We start from the raw sequence: 25,865 nt of genomic DNA, 5'->3' as shown, positions 1-25,865 counted from the left end.
CTGGCGCCGTCATCATCAAAAACGCGCTCAACGCAGCCACTTCCGACGACGCGGCCAGACCCCACCCTAACCACCAAGTGCGGCTGCAGTACTAGCCGATGCCGCGGTCGCCATGTCTTCTCAGGAGTGGCACAACGCGATCATCCGGAACCGGACCGAGGGGCCCTGACGCAGTCTGGCGAATCAGGCGTCCGGAGTCACGGCCGGCAAGGCCGACGACGAGGGATGGCATGCCACCGATGATCGTCGACCTGGTGGTCTCGAAGATCCCGAAGATGTCGACGATCGACACGGGCTGGGCCGGTCGAGCAGGCCCGGGACCAGAACTGGTCCCACGAGGCGCACCAGCCGCGCCGCCGAGCCCCGAGCCCGCTCAGGCCATCAGCATGCTGATGAGCTCCAGCGGCGCCGGGCGCCCGTGCATCTCGTCGCGGGCCGTGCGGGCTGAGGTCGTGTAGCTGTCGTCGGCCAGGAGGTCGTCGACGGCTTTGCGGATCGCGGAGGCGTCGGCCAAGTGGCCCGGTAGCTGGATACCGCCTCCGGCGTCGGCCACTCGGGCCGCTGAGGCGGCTTGTTCGGAGGCGAATGTCGGGAGCAGTTGGGGCACGCCCGCCCAGAGTGCGGTCAGTGTGGACCATCGACAAGATCGATTCTCTCGAGGAAACACTCGACGTGCTCATGGCCACGGTGCGGACCTTCGAGGATCGTTTCGGCAGCCGCTGGGACATGACCGAGTCGGTGGGTTACTTCCGCCGCATCGCTCCCGGGGTCGGTGCCTTCCGCGTCGAGGTGACCGGCGCTGAGGGAATGTTCAAGCTGAGCCAGGAGCAGAGCGGTCCGGTCCGGGCTCAGGTGGAGCGATCATTCCGCGCTCACTCGGATACCAGGCGCCAGGCCGTGGGGGACTGGATGAACCGGCTGACTTGATCGCCCGGCGAGCCTACGGCCGGCGAATGTGGCCGCGGCGCCTGTCGGGCTGCCCCGGCCGGTTCGCGGTCACGGCTTGAACCCCGTTGAACAGCGGTGATCTTCCGGTGGATCAGCGGCTCAGAAGGCGGTCGTCGTCGACGCCCTGATGTCGGCCAGGGCGTCGCAAAGGTCCGCCAGCAGCGCGTCTTCGGCGGCCCTGAGGTAGAAGTGCCCGCCGGGCATCACCACCAGCCTGAAGGGCCCTCTGGTCAGCTCCGCCCAGTGCTCCATCTGCCGCGGGGTCACCTCGGTGTCCACGTCGCCGGTGTAGCCGTAGACCGGGCAGTCCAGCAGCGGGCGGTCGCCGCCGTCGAAGCCGTCCACCAATCGGTAGTCCGCGCGGATCGCGGGGAGCACCAGCTCGCGCAGGGCCTCGTCATCGAAGACGGCGGCCCGGCTGTCGTCGAAGCTGGTGATGTGTTCGATCATCTGCTCGTCCGAGCCGGCGATCATCCTGCGTCCGGTCAATGCGTGGGTCGGCCGGCGCCCGGACACGCACAGCGCGGCCGGCGGGTTTCCCTGCTCCCGCAGACGCAGCGCGACCTCGTGCGCGATGGTGGCGCCCATACTGTGGCCGAACAGCACCAGCCGGTGCTCCGTCGGACCGCCGATCCCGTCGGCGATGGCGTCCGCGAGGTCTTCCAACCGGGCCGGCATCGGGTCGCGCAGGCGGTTGGGGTAGCCGTAGGCCGGGACGATCGCGTGCAGCCGGGCGTGCGGGAGCTCGTCGTAGAGGAATCTGGTGATCTCCGCGGCGCTCTGGCCGGCCCCGGCCACCGCGACTCGGCGCAGCTCCCGCGGGTCCATCGCCCGGTACTCCGGCCGGCAGTGTCTGGCGGCCTACGTGGTCCCGGCAGCCGGCCAGGCCGCTCCGGCCGGCGAGGACCTGCGCCACTTCGCCGCCGAGCGGCTGCCGGAGTACCTGGTCCCGTCCGTCTTCGTCGTCCTGGACGCCCTCCCGCTGACCCCCGGCGGCCGGCTGGACCCGGCCGCGCTGCCCGAGCCGGAGTTCGGCGGCCCGGCCTACCGGGCGCCGCGCAACGACACCGAGCGGATCCTGGCCGAGGTCTTCGCCGAGGCGCTGGACGTGGAGCGGGTGGGTATCGACGAGGACTTCTTCGACCTCGGCGGCAACTCGCTGCGGGCGATCCGGCTGGTCGGGCTGATCCGCTCGGAGCTGAACCAGGAGCTGTCCATCCGCACGCTGTTCGCGGTCCGGACGGTCACCGGCCTGGCGGAGATGTGGAGCAGCCTGGCCCAGTCCACCAGGCCCGCTCTGCGCAGGCGGACGAAGGACGGCGAAGTCCTGTAGCGCGAGGTCGGCGGGAGGGGCGCGCTGCCGGCTTCCGCCGCCCACTACTCCGTGATACTTTGTAGTGGTACTCAGCGCTACTCAGTACTGGGAGGAGGGCTCGCGATGGACGATCTGACAGAGATGCTGAAGGGCACGCTCGAGGGCTGTGTTCTTCAGATCATCGGCAACGAGGAGACGTACGGCTACGCCATCACCCGTCGGCTGAACGATCTCGGCTTCCCCGACGTCGTCGAGGGGACGACCTACACGATCCTGGTCCGCCTGGAGAGGAACGGGCTCGTGGACGTGGCGAAACGGCCATCGGCGCAGGGCCCCCCGCGGAAGTTCTTCGCGCTCAACGAGGCCGGACGTGAAGAACTTGCGAGGTTCTGGGCGAAATGGGAGTACCTCTCGTCGCGCATCAACGATCTGAAGGAGGGCAGCCGATGACGTTCTGGGAGAACATCACGGGTAGCGACCTAACGAAGGAGTGGAAGGGTTTCGAGGCCCGGGCCACGGCGCTGCCGGCCGAATACCAGGCGGCGTGGGAGCGGATCAGGGCGGACCTGCTGCCCTCGGCGGACTTCTCGGGCCGCAACCTGATGCCGATCCTCGACGGCGTCCTGGGCCTGCTCGAGGAGTCGGCCGGGGAAGGGCTGGGCATCGCGGAGGTGCTCGGGGAGGACATCGACGGTTTCGCCGCGGCCCTGGTGGACGGCGGGGATCAGGCCCGGAGCTACCGCGACAAGTGGCGCGAGCAGCTGAACCGGGACGTCGCCAAGAAGCTGGGCCGGCAGGGAGGCTGAGATGGGAATCCAGGACATCATCGCGGGCAAGAAGCAGTGGCGGGAGCACGTGGCCCGGGTCGATGCGCTGCCGCCGGACTACCGCATCGTCTACAAGGAGATGCAGAAGTACCTCTTCAAGGTGGGGCCGGTCGATCTGGAGGGGGGGAACCTGCTCTCCCGGATCGTGGACTTCTTCGAGGAGGGGGTCGCCGAGGGCAAGGGAGTCCTCGAACTCACCGGCACCGACGTCGCGGCCTTCGCCGACAGCCTGATCAAGGACTCGGAGACCAACGCCCACGTCTACCGCAAGTCCCAGGGCGGCCGGTAACACCCGCCGACCAGACCTCGGGTCTGCGCGCTGCTCGTCGCAACCGGGCAGCGCGGCCTCGGCGTGCAAACAGAGTTCCGCAGGACCTGGAGCCCCCTGCCAGAACACGGGTCGAACGCTCCGACGAGGAGGGGTCCACGACATGGCCACAGCACGTGGACAGAACAAACCGTACCTGATGACCGGCACCGGTGACAGCAGCGGGAGCGTGGAGGGGGCCGACCGATGACGACAGAACAAGTCCTGCCGATCCGCGTCCAGGGCGTGGAGAAGTCGTACAAGAACCTGAAGGTCCTGCGCGGCGTGGACTTCGAGGTGCAGCCGGGCAGCATCTTCGCCCTGCTGGGCTCGAACGGCGCCGGCAAGACCACCCTGGTGAAGATCCTGTCCACGCTGCTGCGGCCGGACGCCGGGACCGCCAGCGTCAACGGCTTCGACGTGGTCGGCCAGGCCGGGCAGGTGCGCGAGTCCATCAGCCTCACCGGCCAGTTCACAGCCGTGGACGACATCCTCACCGGGCGGGAGAACCTGGTCCTGGTCGCCAAGCTGCGGCACCTGCCGCACCCCGGGCGGGTCGCGGACGAGATGCTCGAGCGGTTCGCGCTGACCGAGGCCGGCGCGCGGCGCGCGATGACCTACTCCGGCGGCATGCGCCGCCGCCTCGACGTGGCCATGAGCCTGATCGGCAGCCCGGCGGTGATCTTCCTCGACGAGCCGACCACCGGGCTGGACCCCGAGGGCCGCCAGGAGGTGTGGTCGACCGTCAAGGAGCTGGCCGGGCGCGGGACCACGGTGCTGCTCACCACCCAGTACCTGGATGAGGCCGAACAGCTCGCCGACCGGATCGCCATCCTGCACGAGGGCCGCATCATCGTGAACGGCACGCTGGCCGAGCTCCAGGAACTGCTCGGACCGCCGAAGGTCGAGTACGTGGAGAAGAAGCCGACCCTGGAGGACGTCTACTTCGCCGTCGTCGGCGGGGCCGGCAAGGACGGCGCGGCCGTCCCGGGCCAGGCTGTCGACAACCAGCCCGTCGAGACCCTGAGCAAGGAGCAGTGATGAGCCGTTTCCTGCGCGACAGCTCTGTGATGATGGGCCGCGCCATGCGCCACATCATGCGCAGCCCGGACACCATCATCACCACCGCGATCACGCCGATCGCGATGATGCTGCTGTTCCTGTACGTGCTCGGCGGGGCGGTGGACCCCGGCGGGCGGGCGGCGTACGTGAAGTACATCCTGCCCGGCATCCTGCTGATCACCATCGCCTCCGGCATCTCCTACACCAACCTGCGGCTGTTCACGGACCGGCGCAGCGGTATCTTCGAACGCTTCCACTCCATGCCGATCGCGCGCTCCAGCGTGCTGTGGGCGCACGTGCTGACCGCGCTGGTCGCCAACGCGATCTCGCTGGTGATCGTGGTGGCCGTGGCCCTGCTCGTGGGCTTCCGGTCCGGCGCCGGGTTGGTCTCCTGGGTCGGCATCGCCGGCATCCTGGCGCTGTTCACCGTGGCGCTGAGCTGGATCGCGGTGCTGGCCGCGCTGGCCGCCAAGACGGCCGAGGGCGCGGGCGCGTTCGCCTACCCGCTGATCTTCCTGCCGTTCCTGAGCTCGGCGATGGTGCCCACCAAGACCATGCCCGGGCCGCTGCAGGCCTTCGCGAACAACCAGCCGGTGACCCCGGTGGTGAACTCGATCCGGTCCCTGATCAACGAGCAGTCGGTGGGCAGCCAGGGCTGGCTCGCCGCGGTGTGGTGCGTCGGCGTCCTGGTGGTCGCGTACCTGCTGTCCATGGTCGCCTACCGCCGCCAGATCGCCTGAGCGCGCGCTTTCCGCTCTCCGCCGTGACGCCGGGTCCTGTCGAAAGGACCCGGCGTCGCTGCTTTTCCTTGCGGCGATGCCGGGCGGGATCTAGCTAATTTTGACTTGAGCTTGATATCCAGTATCGGCCGCGAGCGTTTCAGCATTCTTGTCCTCCCCTTTAATCTTCTGTCCGTGTTCGGCACTCTCCCCGCCAGGGATCCGGTCGTGGTGAGGGTCGGTGTGACCGTGGACAGTTCGTGCAGACCGTGCGGCCGCCCCGTAAGGCAGGGCGCCTCGCCGTTGCCGTCGATCAGTTCTCCACGGTGCCGGGAGTCGAGCTGCTGCGGGCAGACCTCCTGCACGACGGCAGCGACCGAGCGCTGGAGCGCCTACTGGCCGACAGCGATGTCGTCGTCAACGCGGCGGGGTCCGGCTGGCGCGGGACGTTGGAGCAGATGCTTGATGCGTACGCGGTCCTGGTGGAACGGCTGCTGCGCCTCATACCGCCACATATCCGACTGGTGCAGCTCGGCACCGTCCACGAGTAGGGCGAGATCTCCCCGCACGAGGCCGCCGACGAGGACCACCCCGAACAGCCGTCGACGCCGTATGGGCAGGCCAAGTTGATGGGCAGCAGATCCATCCTGGCAGCCGCCGCCGAAGGCCGGACCGACGCCGTGGTCCTGCGGGTCACCAACGTGTGCGGCCCCGGTGCGCCGGCCGGCAGCCTTCTTGGCTCGCTGACCAAGCGATTGCAGGAGCTGCCTCCTGGAGGGCGATTGGACCTGGCGGTCACTCCCGACATGCGGGACTTCATCGACATCCGAGATATCGCCGACGCTGTCGTGCGGGCCGCTGCCGCGCCGGCGGCCGGTCTGGTCGTCAACATCGGCCGCGGCGAGGTGCACGCTGTGTCGGATGTGGTCGAGATGATGGCCGACGTAGCCGGCCTCCCGCGCAGTCGACTCCTGATGAACGTGGCGGCCGGCCCCGAAAGCCCGGGAGGCAGCAGTTGTACGAACGTGGTCGTACGCCGTGCCCAGGCCGTGCTCGGCTGGTCGCATGTCACCCGTCTCCGGGACTCGCTTCGCGACCAGTGGGAGGCGGCTTTGCCGCCCGGCGCGCAGGTGGCAGACGCTTGAGAAAGGGCTGGTTGCCTTTCTGTGAAATGGCGTAAGGGTTTGTCGCTGGTAGGGCGTGTCTCCGGATGTGAGATGGCCATCGGGCCCGTGAAAGCGCCGTTCAACGCGGCGCTGACCGACTCGCTGTACTTAACGGCAGCTCTGCTGGTGGTCTACACGATCGCAGCGGCATTCTTCACGACGCGCGAGCCGTCTGCTGCTCCCGGCGTGCCTCCCTCGACGTCTTCACAGAGCCCTGCGACGCTCGGCGATCTCCTCCGGATCCCACCCCGCGTGCGGCACCGAGGCCAGCAGCAGCTTGGTGTACCCCTCGCGGGGGTCGCGGAGCAGTTCCTCCATGCCGCGGTGTTCGACGACGACGCCCCGGTGCAGGACCAGGGCCTCGTCGCACAGGTAGCGGACGACGGCGAGGTCGTGGCTGACGAAGACGATGCCGATCCTGCTTTCGCGGCGGATGTCGGCCAGCAGGTTGAGGATCTGGGCCTGGATGGAGACATCGAGTGCTGATACCGCCTCGTCCAGGACCAGGACGTCCGGCTCGACCGCCAGGGCCCGGGCGATCGCCGCGCGCTGGCGTTGGCCGCCGGACAGGGCGCGGGGGAGGGCTCCGGCTTCGCGCTCTCCGAGCCCGACCTGGTCGAGCAGCTCGCGGACGCGGGCTGGGCGGTCCGGGTGGCCGTGCAGGCGCAGGACGTCGTCCAGTGCGGCACGGACGGTCAGTCGCGGGTCCAGGGAGAGATAGGGGTCCTGGAAGACGATCTGCACGGCCTTGGCGCGGGCCAGGCGGGCCGGGCGTCCTCGCGGCGCCTCGGTGAGCGGACGGCCGCAGACCTGGATGTCGCCGCTGTCCGGCTTCTCCAGGCCGAGCAGCATGCGCGCGGTCGTCGTCTTGCCCGAGCCGGACTCGCCGACCAGCCCGAGGGCGCCGCCGGGCGCGAGGGTGAAGGAGAGGTCGGCGACGGCCACGGTCTTTCCGTACGTCTTGCGCAGGTGCGCGACCTCCAGCACCGGGGTCATCGGGCCTCCAGGATCTGTCCGGCGCGCAGGCACGCCGTTTCGGAATCGCCGTACTTCTGCAGGGCCGGAACTGTCACGTCGCAGACCCCTGGCTCGGCGAATGTGCAGCGGGCCGCGAACGGGCATCCGTCGACGCCGTGGGCCAAGCTCAGCGGCGAACCGGGAATCGGGGTCAGCCGACGCGGTTCGCCGCTCAACGGCGGCGCGGAGCCGAGCAGGCCGGCGGTGTACGGGTGACGGGGGTGCGCCACGAGCGCGGCGGCCGGCGCGTACTCCATGATCCGGCCCGCGTACATCACGTACACCCGGTCGCAGACCGCGGCCGCGAGATCCAGGTCGTGCGTGATGAGCAGCATGCCCAGTCCGCGCCCGCGCCGCAGCCGGCCCAGGATCGCCATGATCTCGGCCTGGGTCGTGACGTCCAGCGCCGTCGTCGGTTCGTCGCACAGCAGCAGGCGCGGGTCGGCGGTGAGCGCGTAGGCGATCATCACGCGCTGGAGCATGCCGCCGGACAGCTCGTGCGGGAAGCACCGCAGCACGTGTCCCGGGTCGTGCAGGCCGACCGCGTCGAGCAGTTCCAACGCCCGGGCGTCCGCCTCGCGCTTGCCGAACCCCCGGATCCTGCGCAACGGCTCGGTGAGGAAGTCCCCTACGCGCCGCACCGGGTTCACCCCGGCGCGCGGATCCTGGAAGATCATCGATGCGACCGAGGTCCGCACGCCGCGCACCGCCGAGGCTGTGGCTCCGACGATCTCCGTGCCGCCGACGAGAACGGATCCCGTCACCGAGGCCGTGGAGGGAAACAGCCCGAGCGCGCTGCGCGCCGTCACCGATTTCCCTGAGCCGGACTCGCCGACCAGCGCGACGGCCTCGCCGTCGGCGACGCTCAGCCGCACCCCGTCCAGGATTGGCCGGCCGAGGCCGGGCATCGTGACCCGCAGATCCCTGATGTCGAGCAGAGCAGCCATCACGCCTCCCGCTTCGTGAGCCGGTCCGCGAAGTGCTCGCCGACGACCGTCACCGCCACGACCACGATCACGACCAGCAGCGCCGGCAGCACCGCCGACAGCGGCTGGCCCTCCAGCACCGCGGCCTGGCTCTGGTTGATCATCGCGCCCCAGTCCGGCGTCGGCGGTTGCACGCCGAGCCCCAGGAACGACAACGCCGCCAGGTCCAGCAGCGCGTAGCCGAAGTTCACCGTCGACTGCGCCAGGACCGTCGGCGCGATCGCCGGCAGCAGCCGCCGCAGCGCGATGAACGTCGCCGCGTGCCCCTGCACCCGGTAGGCCGCGATGTAGGGACGGGTCTTCTCCTGGGCCGTGAGCCCGCGCACCAGCCGGGCCGTGTAGGGCATGTAGGCGATGGCCATCGCGACGACCGGCGCGCCCAGGCCCTTGCCGAACAGCGCCACCGCGAGAATCGCCAACAGCAGCGACGGGAACGCGAACAGCACGTCCAGGACGCGCCCGATCAGCGCGTCGACCCAGCCGCCGCGCCACGCGCAGGCCAGGCCGACCAGCACGCCGGCGACCGTGGAGAACAGCACGACGCCCAACGGGCCGAGCAGACTCGTCCGGCCGCCGGCCAGCAGCTGCGAGAACGTGTCGTGCCCGCCGCCGTCGGTGCCGAGCCAGTGCCCGCCGCCGGGCCCGGCCAGCGTGCTCGACAGGTCGCCGGAGGTCGGGTCGTAGGGCTCGATCCACGGCGCCAGCACCGCGCCGAGCGCGACCAGCGCCAACAGGGCCACGCACAGCCGGGTCGGCCAGGTGAGCCCGGCGAGCCGCGCGGGCCAGGAACCGAACCGCCGCCGCCGTTGCGACGAAGGAATGACAGCGATACTCATCGCGCACCACGCACCCTCGGATCGATGAGCGGATGGACCAGGTCGACGATCGTGTTGACGACGACGAACGCGGCCACCACGAGCAGCACGATCGCCTGCACCACGGGGAAGTCCATCTCGTCCACGCTCTGCACCAGCAGCGACCCGATGCCCGACATGCCGAACGCGGACTCCACGATCGCCGTGGAGACCAAGAGCCCTGAGATCAACAGCGCCGACACCGTGACGATCGGCCCGAGCGCGTTGCGCAGGACATGGCGCCGGATCACCGAGGCCCGCGAGAGCCCCCGGCTCATCGCCACCTCCACGTGCTCCCGCCCGAGCTCTTCCAGCATCGCCGCGCGCGTCACCCGCGTCACCAGCGCCATGAAGGTGATCGCCAGCGCGACCGCCGGCAGCACCATGTGGTCCAGCTCGTCCCCGAACCCCGACCCGGTCCCCACGGTCGGGAACCAGCCGAGCCGCACGCCGAACACCGACCGCAGCACGATCGCCGCCGTGAACGACGGCACCGCGGCGCCGACCGTCACCAGCACGACCGTCGTCTTGCCGCGCCGCAGCGCGCCCAGGACGCCGAGCCCGATGCCGACCACGATGATCAGCACCGTGGAGAAGGCGACGAGCAGCAGGGTGGCGGGCAGCCGCGCCCCGATGACCGCCGCGACGCTCTCGTGGAAGAGGTAGGACTGCCCGAAGTCGCCGTGCAGCATCCCGACCAGCCAGTCCCAGTACCGCACCGGGAACGGCTTGTCGAAGCCGTACTCGTGCCGGATCGCGACCAGCTGGTCCGGGCTCGGCGAGCGGCCCTTCACCAGGAACGCGACCGGATCGCCGGGGGCCAGGTAGAGGGAGGAGAAGACGAGGAAGGAGGTCACCAGCAGGGTCAGCGCCATCGTACCGACCCTGCGCAGCACCGCCAGGAGGGTGCCCATGTTCTGCACCGTCACGGTCACCGGGCCCCGATCTCGGCGGCCCACGGGTAGTACAGGTAGTCGATCGACGGCTTCACGCCGGTGATCTTCGAGCCCTGATACACGCTCACCGGCTCGTCGTAGAGCGGCAGCCACGGCAGGTCGGTCAGCGCGATCTTCTGGGCCGCGACCGTCGCCTGGGCCCGCGTCTGCGGGTCGTAGCTCCCGACGGCCTGCTCGAAGGCGGTGTCGAAGGCCTTGTTCGAGTACCCGCCGTAGTTGCTGTACGCGTTGGTCTCCAGCGAGGAGTACATGTCCAGCGGGTCGGTGATCGAGGTGTACCAGAAGGTCAGGAACAGGTCGATGCCCTTGCGCGCATTGGGATCGGTGAACAGCGCGGTGTACTTGTCGGCCGAGATGGTGTCGATCTTCGGCGTCAGGCCGATGTCGGTACAGGCCTGCGCGATCGCCTGGGTGATGATCGTGGTCTGGGTGTCGAGCGGGCTGGTGGCGATGACGACGGTCTGGCCGTGGACGCCGGCCTGCTGCGCGAGCGCCTTCGCCTTGGCCTTGTCGTAGGGATAGGCCGGAAGGCCCGTCGTCCCGGCGGCCTTCTGGCCGGCCGGGGCGTTGGCCCAGTTGTTCGCCGTCACCAGCGAGTCCGCGATCTCCCCGACGCCGCCGTTGCCGGCGTTGATGATGCCCTTGCGGTCGGTGGCCATCAGCAGGGCCTGCCGCACGCGCGGATCGCCCAGCGGCCCGGACAGGTTGGAGACGACCTCGTCGGCGACGGTCGTCGAGTCGCCGAAGGAGAGGTTCGCCTTGAGCTGCGAGTAGGCGTCCGGCGGCACCATCCAGCCGCCGTCGACCTCGCCGGTCTGGAAGGCGTTGACCCGCGCCGTCGGGTCGGCGATGAAGACGAACTTCACCTGCTTGCTGTGGGCCTTCAGCGCCGGGTCCCAGTAGCCGTCGAAGCGGTTGAGGGTGATGGACTGGCCGGGCTGCCAGGAGCCGAACGAGAACGGGCCGGTGCAGTTCACGCCCTTGGTCGGGTTGCCGTAGTCCTTGCCGTCGGCGGTGAGCGTCGCCGCGGACTCAACGGTGCCGGGGCTGGCCGCCATGTACTCCGGGAACGTGGAGTCGGGCTGCTTGAGGTGCACGGTGACCTGGAGGAGGCCGGTCTTCACGATCGAGTCGACGTTCCGGTAGGAGTTCGCCCAGACGCTGGCCACGTCCGGGTCCAGGTTGCGCTTGAGCGAGGCGACGACGTCGTCGGCGGTGAGCGTGGTGCCGTCGTGGAACTTCACTCCGGAGCGGATGTCGAAGACCCAAGTCTTGGAATCAGGGTTCTTCCAGTCGGTGGCCAGGCCCGGCGAGGTCGTCAGGTCCGGGTTCCAGCGCAGCAGGCTCTCGCAGACGTTGGCCAGCACCTGGTTCGGCGGGTAGTCGAAGGCCTGGGCGTAGTCCAGCGACGGGGGCTCGGCGTAGATCGACCAGGTGAAGGAGCCGATGTCGCCCTTGGGCGTGCCGGTGCTCGCGGTCAGCGTGTAGCCGGTCTTGCCGGCGGCGCTGTTCGTCGAGCCACCGGTGCTCCCAGAGTCCTGATGTGCTTTGCCGCTGCACGCCGTGCTGCTCGCGGCGAGCGCGAGCGCCGTCGCCACGGCGAGGGCGGTGCTGCGGTGCGGATGGATTGCTCTCACTGCACTCTCCTTCGGGAACGGATGGCTCTACAGGTCGGCTGCGAATACGAGTTCGCCTTCGACGTAGGTACGGCGGACGCGCGTCGCGCCGATCTCGTCGGCGGGGCGGGCGAAGGGGTCTCGGTCCAGGACGACGAGATCCGCGTACTTGCCGACGGCGATCGTCCCCGCGACCGCGTCCAGGTGGTTGATCCAGGCGCTGCCCTCGGTGTACGCGGACAGCGCCTGTGTGAGGGTGAGGGCCTGCTCGGGGTAGAACGGCGCCGGGTTCTCGCCGATCCGCGAACGGTTCACCGCGACGTGGATGCCGAGCAGCGGGTCGGGAGTGCTGACGTTCCAGTCGCTGCCCGCCGCGATGTGCGCTCCGGCCCTGGCCAGATCGCCGAACGGGTATTGCCGCGCTGAGCGCTCCGTGCCGAGGAACGGGATCGTCAGTTCGTCCATCTGGCGTTCGTGGGCGGCCCAGAACGCCTGGATGTTCGCGGTGGCACCGAGGGCTGCGAAGCGCGGGATGTCATCGGGGTGCACGACTTGCAGGTGGGCGAGCTGGTGCCGGTTGTCCGTGGCGCCGTTGGCTGCGCGGGCGTGCTCCAGGACGTCGAGCGCCTGCCGGACCGCGCGGTCGCCGAGGGCGTGGAAGTGGAGCTGGAATCCGAGGGCGTCCAGCCGCGCGACGGCATCTCGCAGGACGTCGGGGTCGATGAACTCCAGGCCGTGGTTGGCGGTCGGGCAGCCGCAGCGGTCCAGATAGGGGGCGAGCATCGCGGCGGTGAAGTTCTCGGCGATGCCGTCGAGCATCAGCTTCACGCTCGTGGCCGCGAATCGGCCGACGGTGCCGTTCGCGCGGCGCCCGACGAGGTCGGGAATCTGTTCCAGGCCGCGGTCCCGGTCCCACCACAGCGCCCCGACGACGCGGGCTTTGAGTTCGCCGCTGCGTGCGGCGTCGCGGTAGACGTCGTAGTTGTCGGGGTTGCCGGGGTAGGCGGAGATCATCGCGTCCTGCCAGCCGGAGATGCCGAGGGAGAACAGGTAGCTCTGTGCGGCCAGCAGCCCCTGGCGGGCTTCCTCGGCGGTCGCGATCGGGACGGCCACGAGGTCCACGGCGCCCTCCTGGAGCATGCCGATCGGCGTGCCGTCCGGTTCGCGTTCGATGCGGCCGTCGGCCGGGTCCGGGGTGTCCGCGGTGATCCCGGCCAGCTCCAGGGCCCGGGTGTTGGCCCAGGCGCCGTGACCGTCGCGCACGGTCAGCAGCACGGGGCGGTCGGGCACGATCGCGTCGAGTGCCTGGCGGGTCGGGACCCCGCCGGGGAAGCTGTCCATGGACCAGCCGCCGCCGAGGATCCATTCGGCGTCGGGGTGCCGCTTCGCGTAGTCCGCGATCGTCTCCAGGTACTGCCCGACCTCCGACTGGCCCGACATGTCGCAGCGGAGCAGTTGGAGGCCGGCGAACACCGCGTGGTTGTGGGCGTCCTGGAAGGCGGGGATCAGCAGGCCGCCTTCCAGGTCCACGACAGCCACGCCATCCACGCCAGCCACGCCATCGGCGACCCGGGCGGACCCCGCCGCCCGGCCGGCGAGGTCCGCGCCCACCGCGGTGATCCGGCCGTCCCGCACCGCCACGTCGACGTGTCGGGACGCACCGTCCACGTACACGGACCCGCCGGTGAAGACCGTGACGGTCTCGTTCGCATCTCCCCGCATCGCCCACCCTTCCGTCCTGGCGGCTCGGCGCCGCGACTGGATCGAAGCGCATGCGCAACACTGCTGTCAACAGTGTTGCGCTCCGCCGTTTCCGTCTCGTTATACTGGCTGCCATCATGGCCACCAAGACACCCGCCGGCAGGGCTGCCGGCACCAGACGCTCGGGCAGCCAGCTGACCCCCGAGATGATCATCGACGCCTCGCTGCGCATCGCCGCACGCGGCGGCGACGACGCGTTCACCGTCCGCCGGCTCGGGCAGGAGCTGGGCTGCGACCCGACAGCGGTCTACCGGCACTTCCGCGACAAGGACGAGCTGCTGCTCTCGGTCGCCGACCGCACGCTCGGCGAGGTCCTGGACGGCGTGCCGCACGGCCTGGGCTGGCAGGACCGGCTGCGAGCCCTGGCCGAGCAGTCGCTGCGGGTCGGGATGAAGTATCCGGTCGTCAGCTCCCTGATGGCCTCGCGGACCACCAGGCGGCCCAACGAGTTCCGGGTCGTGGAGCTGATCCTGGGCGCGGTGGACGAGGCCGGCCTGCGCGGACGCGAGGCGGTCGTGCACTACCGCATGTTCGGCGACTCGATCCTGGCCTACGTCGGGCAACATGCCGCGCTGCAGCTGTTCGCGCCGAACGAGCGAGAGGGCGACCAGTCGGCATGGGGCCGGGAGTACCGGCTGGCCGGCCCGGACCGGTTCCCGCATATCGCGGCACTGACCGAGGACCTGGCCGCGGTGACGCATGAGGAGATCTACGCCGCGCGGGTCGAGGCGCTGATCGACCGGATCGCGTCGCGCGCGGCGGCATAGGTCGCCGCGCGCGCCACCCGGCCCCGGGGTCGCACAACATAGCGCAACACCGTTGACAGCGGCGTTGTGACGCGCTTCACTTCCGGTCCATGACGCGAATCACTGGAAGCGGTATTCCGAACAGACTGCGTATGCTCTTCGCCGCCGAGGCGGAACGACGGCGGACCGGCGTCCCGGTGGACGAACTGCTCGCGATCCGTGCCGAACGGACGCAGCGCCTTCACACGAGTCGCACCGAGCGGTACTGGGAAGCACGGACGGTGTCCCGGCGGGCGCTGATCGCCGGCGGCGCCGGGGCCGCCCTCGGGACCGCCGCGATCAGCCGGGCGGCGCGCGCGGACGCCGCGACGGCACCGCGCGTCGTCATCGTCGGCGCGGGCCTGGCCGGTCTGCGCTGCGCCCATAGCCTGTGGACCGGCAGCGGCATAGCGTCCACCGTCTACGAGGCCGACACCACGCACATCGGGGGCCGCTGCTGGTCGATGCGCGGGTTCTTCGCCGGCGGCCAGGTCCACGAGCACGGCGGGGCGTTCGTCAGCTCCACCGACACCGCGGTGCTGAACCTGGCCTCGAGTCTGGGCCTGAGCACCGAGTACGCCAACGGCGGCGCGCTGGACTCCGGCACATACGCGGGCTGGATCAACGGCGCGCGCTATGACAACAAGCAGCAGCAGACCGACTGGGTCGCCGAGGCGTACAGCGCGTTCAACGCCTCGTACCAGGCGATGGGGACGCCGCGCTACAACAGCGCCACGCCGACCGCCCTGAAGCTCGACCGGATGTCGTGCCTGGACTACCTGTCCTCGATCGGCCTTGCCTCGGGGGCTCCGCTGACGCAGATCATCGAATCGCTGCAACTCCAGTCCGGCGGCGAGCCGGCGGCGAGCTCCGCGGTCGGCCTGATCGGCTTCCTCGGCTCGTCGAAGACCTTTGACAGCTCGGCGGGCTTCGACGAGAAGTACCACCTGGCCGGCGGCAACGACCAGCTCGTCACCGGAATGCTGAGCCGGCTTCCGGCCGGCACCGTCCGGCAGGGATACCAGCTGATCGCCCTGCGGCAGAACACTGATGGCAGCTACACGCTGACCTTCGACGCGGGCGGGACGACGGTCGCCGTCGGGGCGGACCATGTCGTGCTGGCGCTGCCCTTCAGCACCCTGAGGAACGTGGACTACTCAGGCGCCGGATTCTCAGCGCTGAAGAAGACGGCGATCCAGCAGCAGCCGATGGGCCAGAACGCGAAGCTGGTCCTCCAACTGAGTCAGAAGACGTGGGCGCATACCGGCTACAACGGCGTCAGCAACACCGGCCCGACCGGCTACCAGACCGCCTGGGACGGCTCGGTCAACGTGGGGGCGAACGGCTCCCCGGCGCTGCTCGTGAACTTCCCCGGCGGCAACGTGGCCAGGAGCACCCTGACCGGCGCGGCCCACGGACCGGCCCCGGCGACGGACGTGAACTGGTTCCTCGGGCAGATCGAGAACGTCTTCCCCGGCACGACGGCGGCGTACAACGGTCTGGCCTATGAGGACCACTGGAGCGTGGACCCCTGGCACCTCGGCGCGTACCACTACTACGGCGTCGGGCAGTACACAGCGTTCGCGGGATACGAGGCGGTCCAGGAGGGCAGAGTGCACTTCGCCGGCGAACACACGGACGTCGACAACATGACCCTTGATGCGGCGGTGCGTTCGGGGGAGCGGACCGCGGCGGAGATCAAGGCGCAGGTCTGTTAGCGATGCTCAGGCCGATGTCTGCGCGGCAGAGCCGGGAATCGGCTTTGCCGCGGGGTGCCGCCTTCCCGGGTGGATCAGCCCACTCCGGCAGCGGCACCGGCGGGGCGCCACCACAGTCGCATGCGGCGCGGGCAAGCTTGGACTCATGACAAACCCCGGCGATGCCGCACCCTCCACTGCGAGGTCCGCAGAACACACCGACCTGCTCGCCGCGCTCGCGAGTCACCGCGACCTGCTGCGCCGCACTGTCCGTGACCTCACCGACGAGCAGGCGCGCGAGCGCACCACCGTGAGCGAACTGTGTCTCGGCGGCCTGATCAAGCACGTCGCCGAAATGGAACGGCGCTGGACACGCTTCGCCACCGGCGGCGCCGAGGCGATGGAGAGCGTGCCCGTCGACTGGGCGAACCAGTTCCGCATGCTGGAGGGCGAGACCCTGGAAGGCGTACTGGCCGACTTCTCGCAGGCCGCTTCCGGGACCGATGCCTTCCTCGGCACCGCGGACCTCGACCGAACCTGGCCCCTGCCCTCCGCCCCCTGGTTCGAACCCGGCGCCAGCTGGTCGATCCGCATGGTGGTCCTGCACCTGATCGGCGAGATCAGCCAGCACTCCGGCCACGCCGACATCATCCGCGAGTCGCTCGACGGTGCGAAGACGATGGGTTGAGACGGAAGTCCCGGTCTCCGTCGGCACGCCGTGGGACGTGACTAGCCGTGTCTGGTGAGGGTGAAGGCGGAGACCCCGGCGCTGTTGACGATGCTGTAGCGATTAGAGGCCGCCGGCCAGCCCGGATCAGGGATCACCGCGCCGCCGGCGATTCCGCTGCGGGTGGCGACCATCGGAGCGACCTCGACGCGCTCGACGAATCCGGCTATCGCCTGCTGGAGCAGGCCGAGCTCATCGCGGCGCGGACTGATCCGTACCGAGCGGTCGCGCGGTTGGTCCACGTCGTCGGACGCCGAGCAGCGCGGTAGGACCACAGCCGCCTGTACCCCCGAACGACCTTATGAGGACAAGTGACCGCGGCCGGAGCCCGGACTATCCGGGTCCGGCCGCTGCCTTTCCGGCTCAGGCGTAGACGTACTCGGCCTGCCAACGGTCCCGGGGGCGCCGATGCAGCGCCAGGTAGGTCGGCGCGATGACGTCGGGGTCGAACCGCTCGTCGCCCTGCCTCAGGAATCCGCGGATCGTCACCGCCGTGACGTGCACGCCGCTCTCCACCTGTTCTGCGTGCAACGCTTGCGCGTAAGCGCGCAGCGCAGCCTTGCCCACGGACAGGCTCGTGTAGTCCGGCGACGGCGCCAGCGCCAGGCCGCCACCGGTGAACAGCACCGTGCCTCGGCCACCCCGAAGCTGGGGAATCACGTGCCGCGCGGCCACGGCGGCGCCGACGACGTTCACGGCCAGACTCTGCGTCCACTGCTCGGCAGTGATGGCGGTCGGGGTGTCGGGACGGGCGAACGCCGCGTTGTACACCAGGGCGTCGGGCGCGCCGAGATCGCTGACGGCGGCGTCGAGCGCGGCTTCGAGCTCGAGCGGTATAGCGGCGTCTGCCGGATAGATCCGCGCAGTGTGATCCTGTTCGTGGAGTGTGGCAGCCAGCTGCGTGAGCTTGGCGTTGTTGCGGCCGATCAGGGCGACCGGGTGGCCGGCTTCGGCGAACACACGAGCCACCGCCAAGCCCAGACCCGGCCCCACTCCGACGATCAGGACACTTCCTTGCTCGGTCACGGACGACCTCTTCTCCTGGTGAGCGGTCACGGCTGGTAGACAGGAATCGGTGGGATCGGACGGCCGGACCTCACTGCCTGGACGACGAGGAGCGCCTCCGCGCTCCGGTACTCCTCCCCGTATACGGAGCCCGGCCGCCGCGGAGACTCCATCACCGCGCAGTCGTTCACGCCGCCGAGGTCCACCGGTACGTATCCAAGGCTGTCGACGAATGTCTCGACCAGTTGGACCGCCCCTGCGTCCTCACCGCACAACCACTGGACGACGCGACCGTCGCCGGACCGCAGTGCAGCCTCAGCCTGGAAAGCCGCGGTGAGTGTGTTGAAGCACTTCACGTAACGCGCGTGCGGCATGCGTCCGGCATTGAACGCGGCTGCCGTCTGCCCCTGGGCCGGACCCAGACCGATTCCGAAGTAGTTCGTGGTGTCCACGACCACCCGACCGTTCAGCGGGCCGGCCGCCTCCAGCGCCGCGTCGACGACCTTCCATGGGACCGACAGGATGACGATGTTCGCGTTCTCCACGGCTTCGCGGACCGTCGCGTGCATCGCGTGTGGCCCGAGCTCGGCCGCGAGCCGCTCCAGCGTCTCGGGTCGGCGCGAGTGGCTCAGGATGACGTCGTGGCCGACCCGCACTGCCTGGCGTGCGATGTTGCCGCCGATGTGCCCGGCTCCGATGATGCCGATTCTCATAGTCCGTTCCTCACGACTGAAGGCTGAGCCAGGTGGTTTTGTACTGCATGTAGTTCTCGAAGGCCTCAAGACCGTTCTCGCGGCCGTAGCCGCTGGCCTTGAACCCCCCGAAGGGAGCGGCCGGGTCGTAGAGGTGCCAGGTGTTGATCCAGACTGTTCCGGCGTCGAGCTTCGCGGCCACGCGCATGGCCTTGGCCACGTCGCGGGTCTGCACGCCGGCGGCCAGGCCGTAGTCGGTGTCGTTGCCCAGACGTATCGCGTCCTGCTCGGTGTCGAATGGGATCACCGGCAGCACCGGGCCGAAGATCTCCTCGCGGCTGATGCGCATGTCGTTGGTCGCGTTGGCGAACAGCGTCGGCTCGATGTACAGGCCGCGCCCGGCGACCTTCAGCGGTTCGCCGCCGATGATCAGGCGAGCGCCGTCCTCGTCGCGGCCGACGTCGACGTAGCGCAGCACCTTGTCGTACTCGGCGCGCGAGGCGATCGGGCCGAAGTCGGCCGCGGGATCGAACGGGTCGCCGGTCTTCGCCGCGGCGCACATCGCCGCCAGCCGCTCCACCACCTCGTCGTAGACCGGACGCTGCACCAGCAGCCGCGAGCCGGCGACGCAGACCTCGCCCTTGTTCCAGAACAAGGCGTAGAACGCGGTCGGTACCGCGGCGTCCAGATCGGCGTCGGCGAAGATGATGTTCGGGCTCTTGCCCCCGAGCTCCATCGTCAGATGCTTCAGCGACTGTGCCGAGTCCCGGATGATCGCCCGACCGGTGGCTGTGGACCCGGTGAGCGCCACCTTGTCGATCCGGGGGTCGACCACCAGAGCCCGGCCGGTCGCGCCGTCGCCGCCGGTGAGCAGGTTGTAGGCGCCCTCCGGGACCCCGGCGTCCATCATGATCTCGGCCAGCGCCACCGCCGACAGCGGCGTGTCGGCGGAGGGTTTGTGGACGAAAGTGTTGCCGGCGGCCAGGGCGGGCGCGATCTTGCTGACCGTCAGGATCAGCGGGAAGTCGAACGGCGTGATCGCGGCGACCACCCCGAGAGGCCGGCGGCTGGTGAAGGCCGTGACCGGTCCCGGCGAGCCCACGGGGTCCACGGTCTTCACCGCCCCGTCGGCGGACAGCGTCCGGATCGAGCACGGCGCCACGATCATCCCCGCGGTCCGGAACGACCCCGAGGCGATGGCGGCCCCCACATCCGCCGGCCGATAGGCGACATCGGCCATCGCGGCCAGGTCAGCCATCGACGGGCCCGTCTCATAAGCCCGGGTCTGCTGTCCAGCGGGAGTCACTACAAGGTGGGTTTCGACGCCGGCCTTGCGGGCCAACTCGAGCACCCGCATCCCGTACACGATCCCGGTCGCCCCGCTGATGCCGACAACCAGCCGACGCTTGTCCATACTGTCCTCCTTCTTTCGAAGGCCGACAGTAGGAACGCGGGACAACGCGCGGATATCGCGGCGATACCGCCGCCTCGATCGCCGCTGACCGCACAGGTCAAGCAGGGATCAGACAGTGGTCATGCCGGGAATCAAGCGGCGGCTCCGCCGTCCAGCTCGGCGAGCTTGCGCGCCGCCTTGTCGGCATCGAACCGGTGGACCTCCCGCGCGTCGAGACTGATCCGGGTCAGCAACTCGCGGGCGGTGTCCACGTCGTTGCGGGAGATCGCCAGCTCGGCCAGCGTCATCAGCGGGTAGTGCCCGGGCGTCGGCGCGTCCACCGGCGGCCGGATCCGGTCGTTCAGGTCGGCGGCCCGCTGGTAGCACGCGGCGGAAGTGTTCGTGTCGCCCAGGCCGCGATGGATCAGACCCAGGGTGTCCCAGGTGTCGCGCTGCTTCTGGAGCCAGCCGATGTCCTGCGCGATCGTCAGCGCCTCCCGGCCGTGCACCACGGCCTCGGTGTACTCGCCGGCATGCGCCAGCATCCAACTCAGACCGTTCAACGCGTTGGCGAGGTTGCGCAAATGGCCTAACTCCCGTGCCTTGGCCAACCATCGACGGTTGTGGACCACGGCCCGCCCATAGTCTCGCTGCTGGTAGTACAAGGTGCCCAAAGTGCGCTCCGTTTCACAGATCCCTGCGCAGTCACCTAGTGCGCGGTAGATCCGCAGTGCGCGCCGGAGCTGGAAGTGCGCTGTGTCGTACTCGCCGGTGTGCGCCAGGACTCGCCCGATCTGCCGGTAGGAGTGCGCCTGCGCTTCAGGCTCGCCGAGCCGCTTGGCCGCGGCCAGGCCGATCCGTGCCTGCCGGACGTCCTCCTGCCATTGCCCCCGCAGCATGAGGCTGCATGACTGGGCGACCGCCAGGCGCCAGGCATAGGAATCGAAACCGATCGAGACGGCGTGGGCGACCAGCGCCATCAGGACGTTCTGCTCCTGGACCATCCAGGCCATGCCCCCGTGCTCGTCAGCGAAGGCCGGCGCGGACAGGCCGGACGGCAGCGGCACGTGGTCGGACGCGATCTCGGTCGGCAGCGACGTGTAAGTGTGGTCGGCGGCGACGGCCCAGAGCAGGTGGTACTCCAGCAGCCGATGCTGCGCTGCATGGCGCTGTTCATCGGTGGTGTCCTTCTCGATGTGCTCGGTCGCGAAGGCACGTACCAGGCTGTGCAGCGAATAGCGGCCGAGCCCGGTCTCGGTCAGCAGGTTCACCGCTGCCAGCTCGGTGACCAGCGCCGCCGTCTCGGCGACCGGGACGTCCGCCAGGGCGGCGGCCGCCGGGACCGTGATCTCAGGACCCGGATGCAACGTGAGGAACCGCAGGACCCGCGCCGCTTCTTCCGGCAGCTGCAGATACGACCAGGACAGGACATTGCGCACATCACTCGTGTGGTCGCCGGGGCTCAGCACGTTGAGCGCATTGGACTCCAGCTGGGCGGCGAGCGCCCCGAGCGGGACGTTCACCAGGGAGACGGCTCGGGCGGCGGCGACGGCCAGGGCCAACGGCAAGTTGCCGCAGCTGTCGGCGATCGCCTTGATCGCCCGTTCCTGACCAGTCGCGCGGTCCTGTCCGATCCTGCGTGCCAGCAGTTCGTGCGAGTCGGTCGCCGCCAAGGGCTCCAGCGTCAGCGCCTCCGCGCCGTCCAGGGCCACCAGCCCGGCCAGCGATCGGCGGCTGGTGACCAGGGTGCGGGCGGCGTCGCCGGACGGGAGCAGCGGGCGGACCTGGTTCGCGTCGCGGGCGTTGTCGATGACCAGCAGGACCCGCCGGACGGCGACCTGGCTCCGGTACAACGCCGCGCGGCCCTGCGGTGTGGCGGGCACATCCTTGGGTGGCACTCCGAGGAAGTCCAACAGGGCACTGATGGCGGTGTCCGTGGACAACGGCCGGCCATCGGCGGCGAATCCGTTGAGATCCAGGTACATCCGGCCATCAGGGAAGGCCGCAGCCATCTCGTGCGCCCAGGTCAGCGCCACGGTTGTCTTGCCGACTCCGGCAGGCCCGGCCAGAACCCCGATGTGGCATGCCGACTCGGCGTCCCAGGCTTCCGGTCCGGCGAGCAGGCGCGTCAGCTCGACCAGTTCCGAGTTCCGCCCGACGACCAGCCGTGGTCGCCGCGGCAACTGCGAGGGCACGGCCGGTGCGCGCTCGTCGAGCGCTGGTTCGGCGGTGGGTACGGTTTCCGGTGCCGGTGCCGGTGCCGGTGCCGGTGCGGGTGTCGGCGCCGGCACCGAGTTCTGTGCCAGGGTGTGCGCGCCCCCGGAATGGGCCATCGCCCGGTCCGCACGCCACAGCTCGACCACTTCGGGCACCGGCGCTCCGCGTAACACCTGTTGGTGCAGCTCTCGAAGACACGACGACGGGTCGGCTCCGATCGATTCCCGCAACTGTGCCCGTACCATGCGGTAGTAGTCCAGCGCCTCGGTCCGCCGGCCGGCGCCGTACAACGCGACCATGCGACGCTCCTGCAGCGTGTCGAGGAATGGATGGCTCAGAATCAGGGCGGCGAGCCGGGGCAGGATCCGGTCGAAGTGCCCAAGACACAGCAACGCGTCCAGGCGGGTCTCCTCCAGCCGCAGCCGAAGCGCGTCGAGCGCTGGACGGCAGTCGGCTTGCAACTGCTCGCACGGCACGTCCTCCAGCGGCTCGCCCCGCCACAGCGCCAGCCCTTCGTCGGCCAGACGCCCGCCGGCCTCGAAATCACTGCCGCACAACGAATGGCGGGCCCGGGATTCCAGGTCGGCGGCGTGGAGATGATCGAGCTCGCACGGATCGCGCACTTCCAGCAGGTATCCGCCGGAAGCCGTCTGGAGCCGCCCGGAAGCCGCTCCCATGGCGCGGCGCAGCCGGGCAATGTAGTTCAGCACCGCCGCCTTGGCACTCGAGGGTTTCACCTCGGGCCACAGGGCTTCGATCAGGAAGTCGGTCGAGACGGGCTGGTTGGGACGCAGCGCCAGGTGCGCCAGAATGACGCGCTGCTTCGCGGCGGCGACCGTCGTCTGTTCCGTGGTGTTCGTCCCGACCTGAATCGGTCCGAGGATCGCCACGTGCATCCCAGCTCCTCCCCGCCGACGACCAGTGCCCCGGCAACCCTAACTCGCCTTTCCAATGGAGGAGCGGCGCGCGGCGTCGTCGGCGAGATTGGTCACATTCCCAGCTCGCAGGTCGTGGAGCAAACCCTTGTCCGCTCTCAGAACTGGAATCCCGCCAACTCGGCCCTGGACTTGACACCCAGCTTGGGAAAGACCTTGTACAAGTGGTAGCCGACGGTCCGTGGGCTCAGGAACAGCTGCGCGCCGATCTCCCGGTTGGACGCGCCGGCGGCGGCCAGACGGACGACCTGGATCTCCTGGGGAGTCAGTTCGGCCAGCGGGTCAGGACGTTGGGTTCGATACGGAACCGGCACGCCTGTGGCCCGCAGTTCGTTCGCAGCGCGTTCCAGCCACAGCGACGCGCCGAGGGCGTCGAAGAGCTCGATGGCGGCCCGCAGGTGGCTTCGGGCTTCAGCGCGACGGAGGTCGCGGCGGAGCCATTCGCCATAGAGCAGCTCGGTGCGAGCTTGCCCGTACCTGTGGTCGGCCTCCTGATAGAGGTCGAGGGCCTTCTCGAAATAGGGCCCCGCCTCAGCGGAGTCCACCAGCAAGGCGCGGCATCGAGCCGCTTCAGCGATCGCCCAGGGCTGTTGCACCGCTTGGGCCCATTGCGAAAACCGTTCCAGGACGAGCTCGGCCTCCGCCGTGTCGCCGGTGCGGGCCAGCACCTCCACCTGATCCGGCGCCGAGTAGATCACCCAGGTGAGGCCGATGGTAGCGGGACAGTTTTTGGCACGTGTGTAGAGGTCGGCGGCTTCCGGGTACCGTCCCTGCGAGAGCGCCAGCGTCGTCCTCGCCTGATACACGCGGCCCAGGACCTGGCCGACATGGCTCCCCGCCCGGTCCAGGGTCTCCGCCTCGTCGGCCAGGCGCCGGCTGGCGTCGGCACCACCGGTCAGCGCGTGGATCCACGCCAGGACCGCGCAGAGATAGGCGACCCGGTAGCGCTGATCGGTATCCCGCGCGATGCGTAGCGCTTCCTCCGCAGTCGTCATCGCGTCGCGCAGCCGCCCCTGCAAGACATCCGCGATCGCCAGCGTCGTGAGTGGCTGGACGAGGAGCCCGATCAGGCCGACAGCGCGGAACTCGGCCTGCAGGCGGGCCGCCGCCCGGGCGGTGGCACGCAGGTCGCCGAAGACCAGATACAGCTGGGGCACGGTGGCGCGCACCGCCGGCGTGGTCCAGGACGGGTCCGTCTCGATCGCGGCCAGCGGTCCGCCCACCAGGGGTGCGGCCCGCCACGGGTGCTCCCCGAGCGGGAGCATGGCCAGCCACAGTTCGCGGAGCGGCCCGGTGGTCTCGGGCAACCGCTCCATCAGCCCTTTGATGAGAAGGGAGAGAACGGTCAGCTCCGGACGAGCGCCGGCGTACCAGTTCTCGATGGCCGCGATGCTCAGCAGTGTCACGCAGAATCCCGGGTCGGACTCCACCACCAGCTCCGCGGCATCCAGGTGCGTTCGCGCCGCACGGTGCGGCATTCCGGATTCGAACTCGACGGCACCGCGGATGGCGGCGGAGCCGGCCCGGACCGCCGGATCGGCCGTCAGCCGCGCGGCACGGACGGCCAGGTCGCGGGCCCGGGGCAGCTGCGCCACATCCAGCGCCGCCGCGGCGGCCTCCAGCAAACGCCGGGCCCTCGTCCGATGATCGGCCGTGAGGTCCGCGGCCCGCTCGAAGGCCACTGATTTCGCGGCCGGTGCCGCCCGGTCCCCGGCCCGCAACGCCGCCTGTTCCATGGCGGCGGCGACCTCCTCGTCGGGCCCGGTGGCCATGGCGGCCAGATGCCAGACCCGCACGTCCGCGTCCGAGGTGTCGGCGAGCGCCCGGTGCGCGGTCATCCGGCACCGGACGTCGGAGGCCGCCAGCGCCGCCGCGCGCACCAGCGGGTGCCGGAACCGGACGCTGCCGGCCAGCGTGAGGTGGACCAGGCCGAGATGCTCGGCGGGGGCGAAGTCGGTGAGGGAGAGTCCGAGCGCGGTCACAGCCGCCGCGATGGTGTCGGCGTCCTCAGAATCGGTGAGGGCGGCGACCAGCAGACACTGTCTCGCGGCCGGCTCCAGGCCGAGGATCCGTTCCCGGAAACTGGACAGCACCCGGTTCGCCGGGCTGGGCGGTGCGTCCAGCGAGAAAGCCAACGGGACGAAGCCGCCGGCGCACTGCTGCTCGGTAAGCTGCCGGGTCAGCTCGACCAGCGCGAGCGGATTGCCTTCCGACTCCTTCACGATCCGCTCTCGGACGGCGACGGCGAGCCCCTGCCGGGTCTCGGCGACCAACTGCTCCGCCGCGGCCCGGCCCAGCCCGGTGAGCCGGAGTTCGGCCATACCGCCGAGCGGGGCGAGGCACGTCCGGCCCCGCTCCCCGTCCCGCGCGGCGAAGACGACGCCGACTGGCTCGGCGTGCAGCCGGCGCACGACGAACAGCAGCGCGGCCGTCGAAGCGTGGTCCACCCACTGCGCGTCGTCCACGAGGAGCAGTAACGGTCGGTCCGGCGACAGCTCCGCGATCAGGCTCAGGCTCGCCAGGCCCACCAGGAACGGGTTGGCGGTCCCGCCCGGAGTCTGTCCGAACGCCACGCGCAGCGCTTCCGCCTGCGGCCCGGGCAGGTCATCGAGGGCGGACAGTGCCGGGGCGAGGATCATGTGCAGTGCCGCGAACGGGAGCTCGATCTCGGATTCGACGCCGGTGACCCGCAGGACCCGGAAGTCTTCCCGGCACTTGTCGGCCAGGTGGTCGAGCAGAGCCGACTTGCCGATGCCGGCTTCGCCCCGGACGAAGAGCGCGCGCGCACATCCTCGGCGGACCTCGGCCAGCAGATCGTCGATCACGGATTGCTCGTCGTCACGTCCGTACAACATGGCTTCCCCTCCCTCTACTTGTCTG

Annotated in this window: 26 protein-coding genes; 12 read left to right on the top strand and 14 right to left on the bottom strand. The window is 69.9% G+C overall.

The window, feature by feature from the left end; all coding sequences use genetic code 11:
• Positions 1-373: 373 nt before the first annotated feature.
• The gene (locus ABIA35_RS38015; protein ID WP_370361182.1) at positions 374-607 is read right to left on the bottom strand and encodes a nucleotide disphospho-sugar-binding domain-containing protein; all 234 of its coding nucleotides are present in this window, start codon (positions 605-607) and stop codon (positions 374-376) included.
• Between the two features lie 20 nt (positions 608-627).
• Between ABIA35_RS38015 and ABIA35_RS38010 the strand changes: the two genes are divergently transcribed.
• The gene (locus ABIA35_RS38010; protein WP_370361181.1) at positions 628-927 is read left to right on the top strand and encodes a hypothetical protein; all 300 of its coding nucleotides are present in this window, start codon (positions 628-630) and stop codon (positions 925-927) included.
• A 120-nt stretch (positions 928-1,047) separates the two neighbouring features.
• Here the strand turns inward: ABIA35_RS38010 and ABIA35_RS38005 are convergent, their stop codons facing one another.
• Entirely contained in the window at positions 1,048-1,776 is a 729-nt protein-coding gene (locus ABIA35_RS38005) for an alpha/beta fold hydrolase (protein WP_370361180.1), read from the bottom strand.
• Here ABIA35_RS38005 and ABIA35_RS38000 point away from each other — a divergent pair.
• The 8 genes from ABIA35_RS38000 to ABIA35_RS37965 all read left to right on the top strand — a co-directional run bounded on the left by ABIA35_RS38000 (position 1,712) and on the right by ABIA35_RS37965 (position 6,323).
• A complete protein-coding gene (locus tag ABIA35_RS38000; protein WP_370361179.1) occupies positions 1,712-2,281 on the top strand; it encodes a phosphopantetheine-binding protein in 570 nt (189 codons plus the stop codon). The two genes, ABIA35_RS38005 and ABIA35_RS38000, sit on opposite strands and share 65 nt — an antisense overlap.
• Before the next feature lie 105 nt (positions 2,282-2,386).
• On the top strand, positions 2,387-2,713 hold the full coding sequence (locus ABIA35_RS37995; RefSeq protein WP_370361178.1) for a PadR family transcriptional regulator: 327 nt from the start codon (positions 2,387-2,389) through the stop codon (positions 2,711-2,713).
• Complete coding sequence (locus ABIA35_RS37990; protein WP_370361177.1) at positions 2,710-3,069, top strand: DUF1048 domain-containing protein; 360 nt, start codon at positions 2,710-2,712, stop codon at positions 3,067-3,069. Before ABIA35_RS37995 ends, ABIA35_RS37990 begins: the two co-directional genes overlap by 4 nt.
• 1 nt (position 3,070) lies before the next feature.
• Positions 3,071-3,379 (top strand): DUF1048 domain-containing protein, encoded by a 309-nt coding sequence (locus ABIA35_RS37985; RefSeq protein WP_370361176.1) that lies wholly within the window; start codon positions 3,071-3,073, stop codon positions 3,377-3,379.
• 225 nt (positions 3,380-3,604) lie between these two features.
• A complete protein-coding gene (locus ABIA35_RS37980; protein ID WP_370361175.1) occupies positions 3,605-4,438 on the top strand; it encodes an ABC transporter ATP-binding protein in 834 nt (277 codons plus the stop codon).
• Positions 4,438-5,199 (top strand): ABC transporter permease, encoded by a 762-nt coding sequence (locus ABIA35_RS37975; protein WP_370361174.1) that lies wholly within the window; start codon positions 4,438-4,440, stop codon positions 5,197-5,199. Before ABIA35_RS37980 ends, ABIA35_RS37975 begins: the two co-directional genes overlap by 1 nt.
• Positions 5,200-5,504: 305 nt before the next feature.
• Positions 5,505-5,729, top strand: coding sequence for a hypothetical protein (locus ABIA35_RS37970; RefSeq protein ID WP_370361173.1), 225 nt, complete (start codon positions 5,505-5,507; stop codon positions 5,727-5,729).
• A 6-nt stretch (positions 5,730-5,735) separates the two neighbouring features.
• Positions 5,736-6,323: an NAD-dependent epimerase/dehydratase family protein gene (locus ABIA35_RS37965; RefSeq protein ID WP_370361186.1), complete on the top strand. Its 588-nt coding sequence runs from the start codon at positions 5,736-5,738 to the stop codon at positions 6,321-6,323.
• 225 nt (positions 6,324-6,548) lie between these two features.
• Here ABIA35_RS37965 and ABIA35_RS37960 read toward each other — a convergent pair whose 3' ends face one another.
• Genes ABIA35_RS37960 through ABIA35_RS37935 form a run of 6 tightly spaced genes read right to left on the bottom strand, consistent with a single transcriptional unit; the run spans position 6,549 to position 13,495 of the window.
• Positions 6,549-7,340 (bottom strand): ABC transporter ATP-binding protein, encoded by a 792-nt coding sequence (locus ABIA35_RS37960; protein WP_370361172.1) that lies wholly within the window; start codon positions 7,338-7,340, stop codon positions 6,549-6,551.
• Positions 7,337-8,308, bottom strand: coding sequence for an ABC transporter ATP-binding protein (locus tag ABIA35_RS37955; RefSeq protein ID WP_370361171.1), 972 nt, complete (start codon positions 8,306-8,308; stop codon positions 7,337-7,339). Before ABIA35_RS37955 ends, ABIA35_RS37960 begins: the two co-directional genes overlap by 4 nt.
• Complete coding sequence (locus tag ABIA35_RS37950) at positions 8,308-9,183, bottom strand: ABC transporter permease (RefSeq protein WP_370361170.1); 876 nt, start codon at positions 9,181-9,183, stop codon at positions 8,308-8,310. Before ABIA35_RS37950 ends, ABIA35_RS37955 begins: the two co-directional genes overlap by 1 nt.
• Complete coding sequence (locus ABIA35_RS37945) at positions 9,180-10,115, bottom strand: ABC transporter permease (RefSeq protein WP_370361169.1); 936 nt, start codon at positions 10,113-10,115, stop codon at positions 9,180-9,182. Before ABIA35_RS37945 ends, ABIA35_RS37950 begins: the two co-directional genes overlap by 4 nt.
• A 17-nt stretch (positions 10,116-10,132) precedes the next feature.
• Positions 10,133-11,794 (bottom strand): ABC transporter substrate-binding protein, encoded by a 1,662-nt coding sequence (locus tag ABIA35_RS37940; protein WP_370361168.1) that lies wholly within the window; start codon positions 11,792-11,794, stop codon positions 10,133-10,135.
• 27 nt (positions 11,795-11,821) lie between these two features.
• On the bottom strand, positions 11,822-13,495 hold the full coding sequence (locus ABIA35_RS37935; RefSeq protein WP_370361167.1) for an amidohydrolase: 1,674 nt from the start codon (positions 13,493-13,495) through the stop codon (positions 11,822-11,824).
• 116 nt (positions 13,496-13,611) lie between these two features.
• On the opposite strand from ABIA35_RS37935, the gene ABIA35_RS37930 reads away from it, so the two are divergent.
• From ABIA35_RS37930 to ABIA35_RS37920, 3 genes are all read left to right on the top strand, one after another.
• A complete protein-coding gene (locus ABIA35_RS37930; RefSeq protein ID WP_370361166.1) occupies positions 13,612-14,301 on the top strand; it encodes a TetR/AcrR family transcriptional regulator in 690 nt (229 codons plus the stop codon).
• Positions 14,302-14,432: 131 nt separating this feature from the next.
• The gene (locus ABIA35_RS37925) at positions 14,433-16,037 is read left to right on the top strand and encodes a flavin monoamine oxidase family protein (RefSeq protein WP_370361165.1); all 1,605 of its coding nucleotides are present in this window, start codon (positions 14,433-14,435) and stop codon (positions 16,035-16,037) included.
• 145 nt (positions 16,038-16,182) lie between these two features.
• On the top strand, positions 16,183-16,704 hold the full coding sequence (locus ABIA35_RS37920) for a DinB family protein (RefSeq protein WP_370361164.1): 522 nt from the start codon (positions 16,183-16,185) through the stop codon (positions 16,702-16,704).
• Positions 16,705-16,745: 41 nt separating this feature from the next.
• On the opposite strand, the gene ABIA35_RS37915 is transcribed toward ABIA35_RS37920, so the two are convergent.
• The 6 genes from ABIA35_RS37915 to ABIA35_RS37890 all read right to left on the bottom strand — a co-directional run bounded on the left by ABIA35_RS37915 (position 16,746) and on the right by ABIA35_RS37890 (position 25,840).
• Complete coding sequence (locus tag ABIA35_RS37915) at positions 16,746-17,018, bottom strand: hypothetical protein (RefSeq protein WP_370361163.1); 273 nt, start codon at positions 17,016-17,018, stop codon at positions 16,746-16,748.
• A gap of 88 nt (positions 17,019-17,106) precedes the next feature.
• Positions 17,107-17,769, bottom strand: coding sequence for an SDR family NAD(P)-dependent oxidoreductase (locus ABIA35_RS37910; RefSeq protein ID WP_370361162.1), 663 nt, complete (start codon positions 17,767-17,769; stop codon positions 17,107-17,109).
• A 26-nt stretch (positions 17,770-17,795) separates the two neighbouring features.
• Positions 17,796-18,461 carry an NADPH-dependent F420 reductase gene (locus ABIA35_RS37905; protein WP_370361161.1) on the bottom strand — a complete coding sequence of 222 codons (666 nt, stop codon included), beginning with the start codon at positions 18,459-18,461 and terminating at the stop codon, positions 17,796-17,798.
• A gap of 10 nt (positions 18,462-18,471) precedes the next feature.
• A complete protein-coding gene (locus ABIA35_RS37900) occupies positions 18,472-19,854 on the bottom strand; it encodes an aldehyde dehydrogenase family protein (protein WP_370361160.1) in 1,383 nt (460 codons plus the stop codon).
• A gap of 131 nt (positions 19,855-19,985) precedes the next feature.
• Positions 19,986-22,946, bottom strand: coding sequence for a BTAD domain-containing putative transcriptional regulator (locus ABIA35_RS37895; RefSeq protein WP_370361159.1), 2,961 nt, complete (start codon positions 22,944-22,946; stop codon positions 19,986-19,988).
• A 137-nt stretch (positions 22,947-23,083) separates the two neighbouring features.
• The gene (locus ABIA35_RS37890) at positions 23,084-25,840 is read right to left on the bottom strand and encodes a helix-turn-helix transcriptional regulator (RefSeq protein ID WP_370361158.1); all 2,757 of its coding nucleotides are present in this window, start codon (positions 25,838-25,840) and stop codon (positions 23,084-23,086) included.
• Positions 25,841-25,865: the final 25 nt, after the last annotated feature.

This window comes from Catenulispora sp. MAP12-49 (assembly GCF_041262705.1).
Lineage (GTDB): Bacteria > Actinomycetota > Actinomycetes > Streptomycetales > Catenulisporaceae > Catenulispora.
This window is presented reverse-complemented; position numbering and strand designations above follow the sequence as displayed.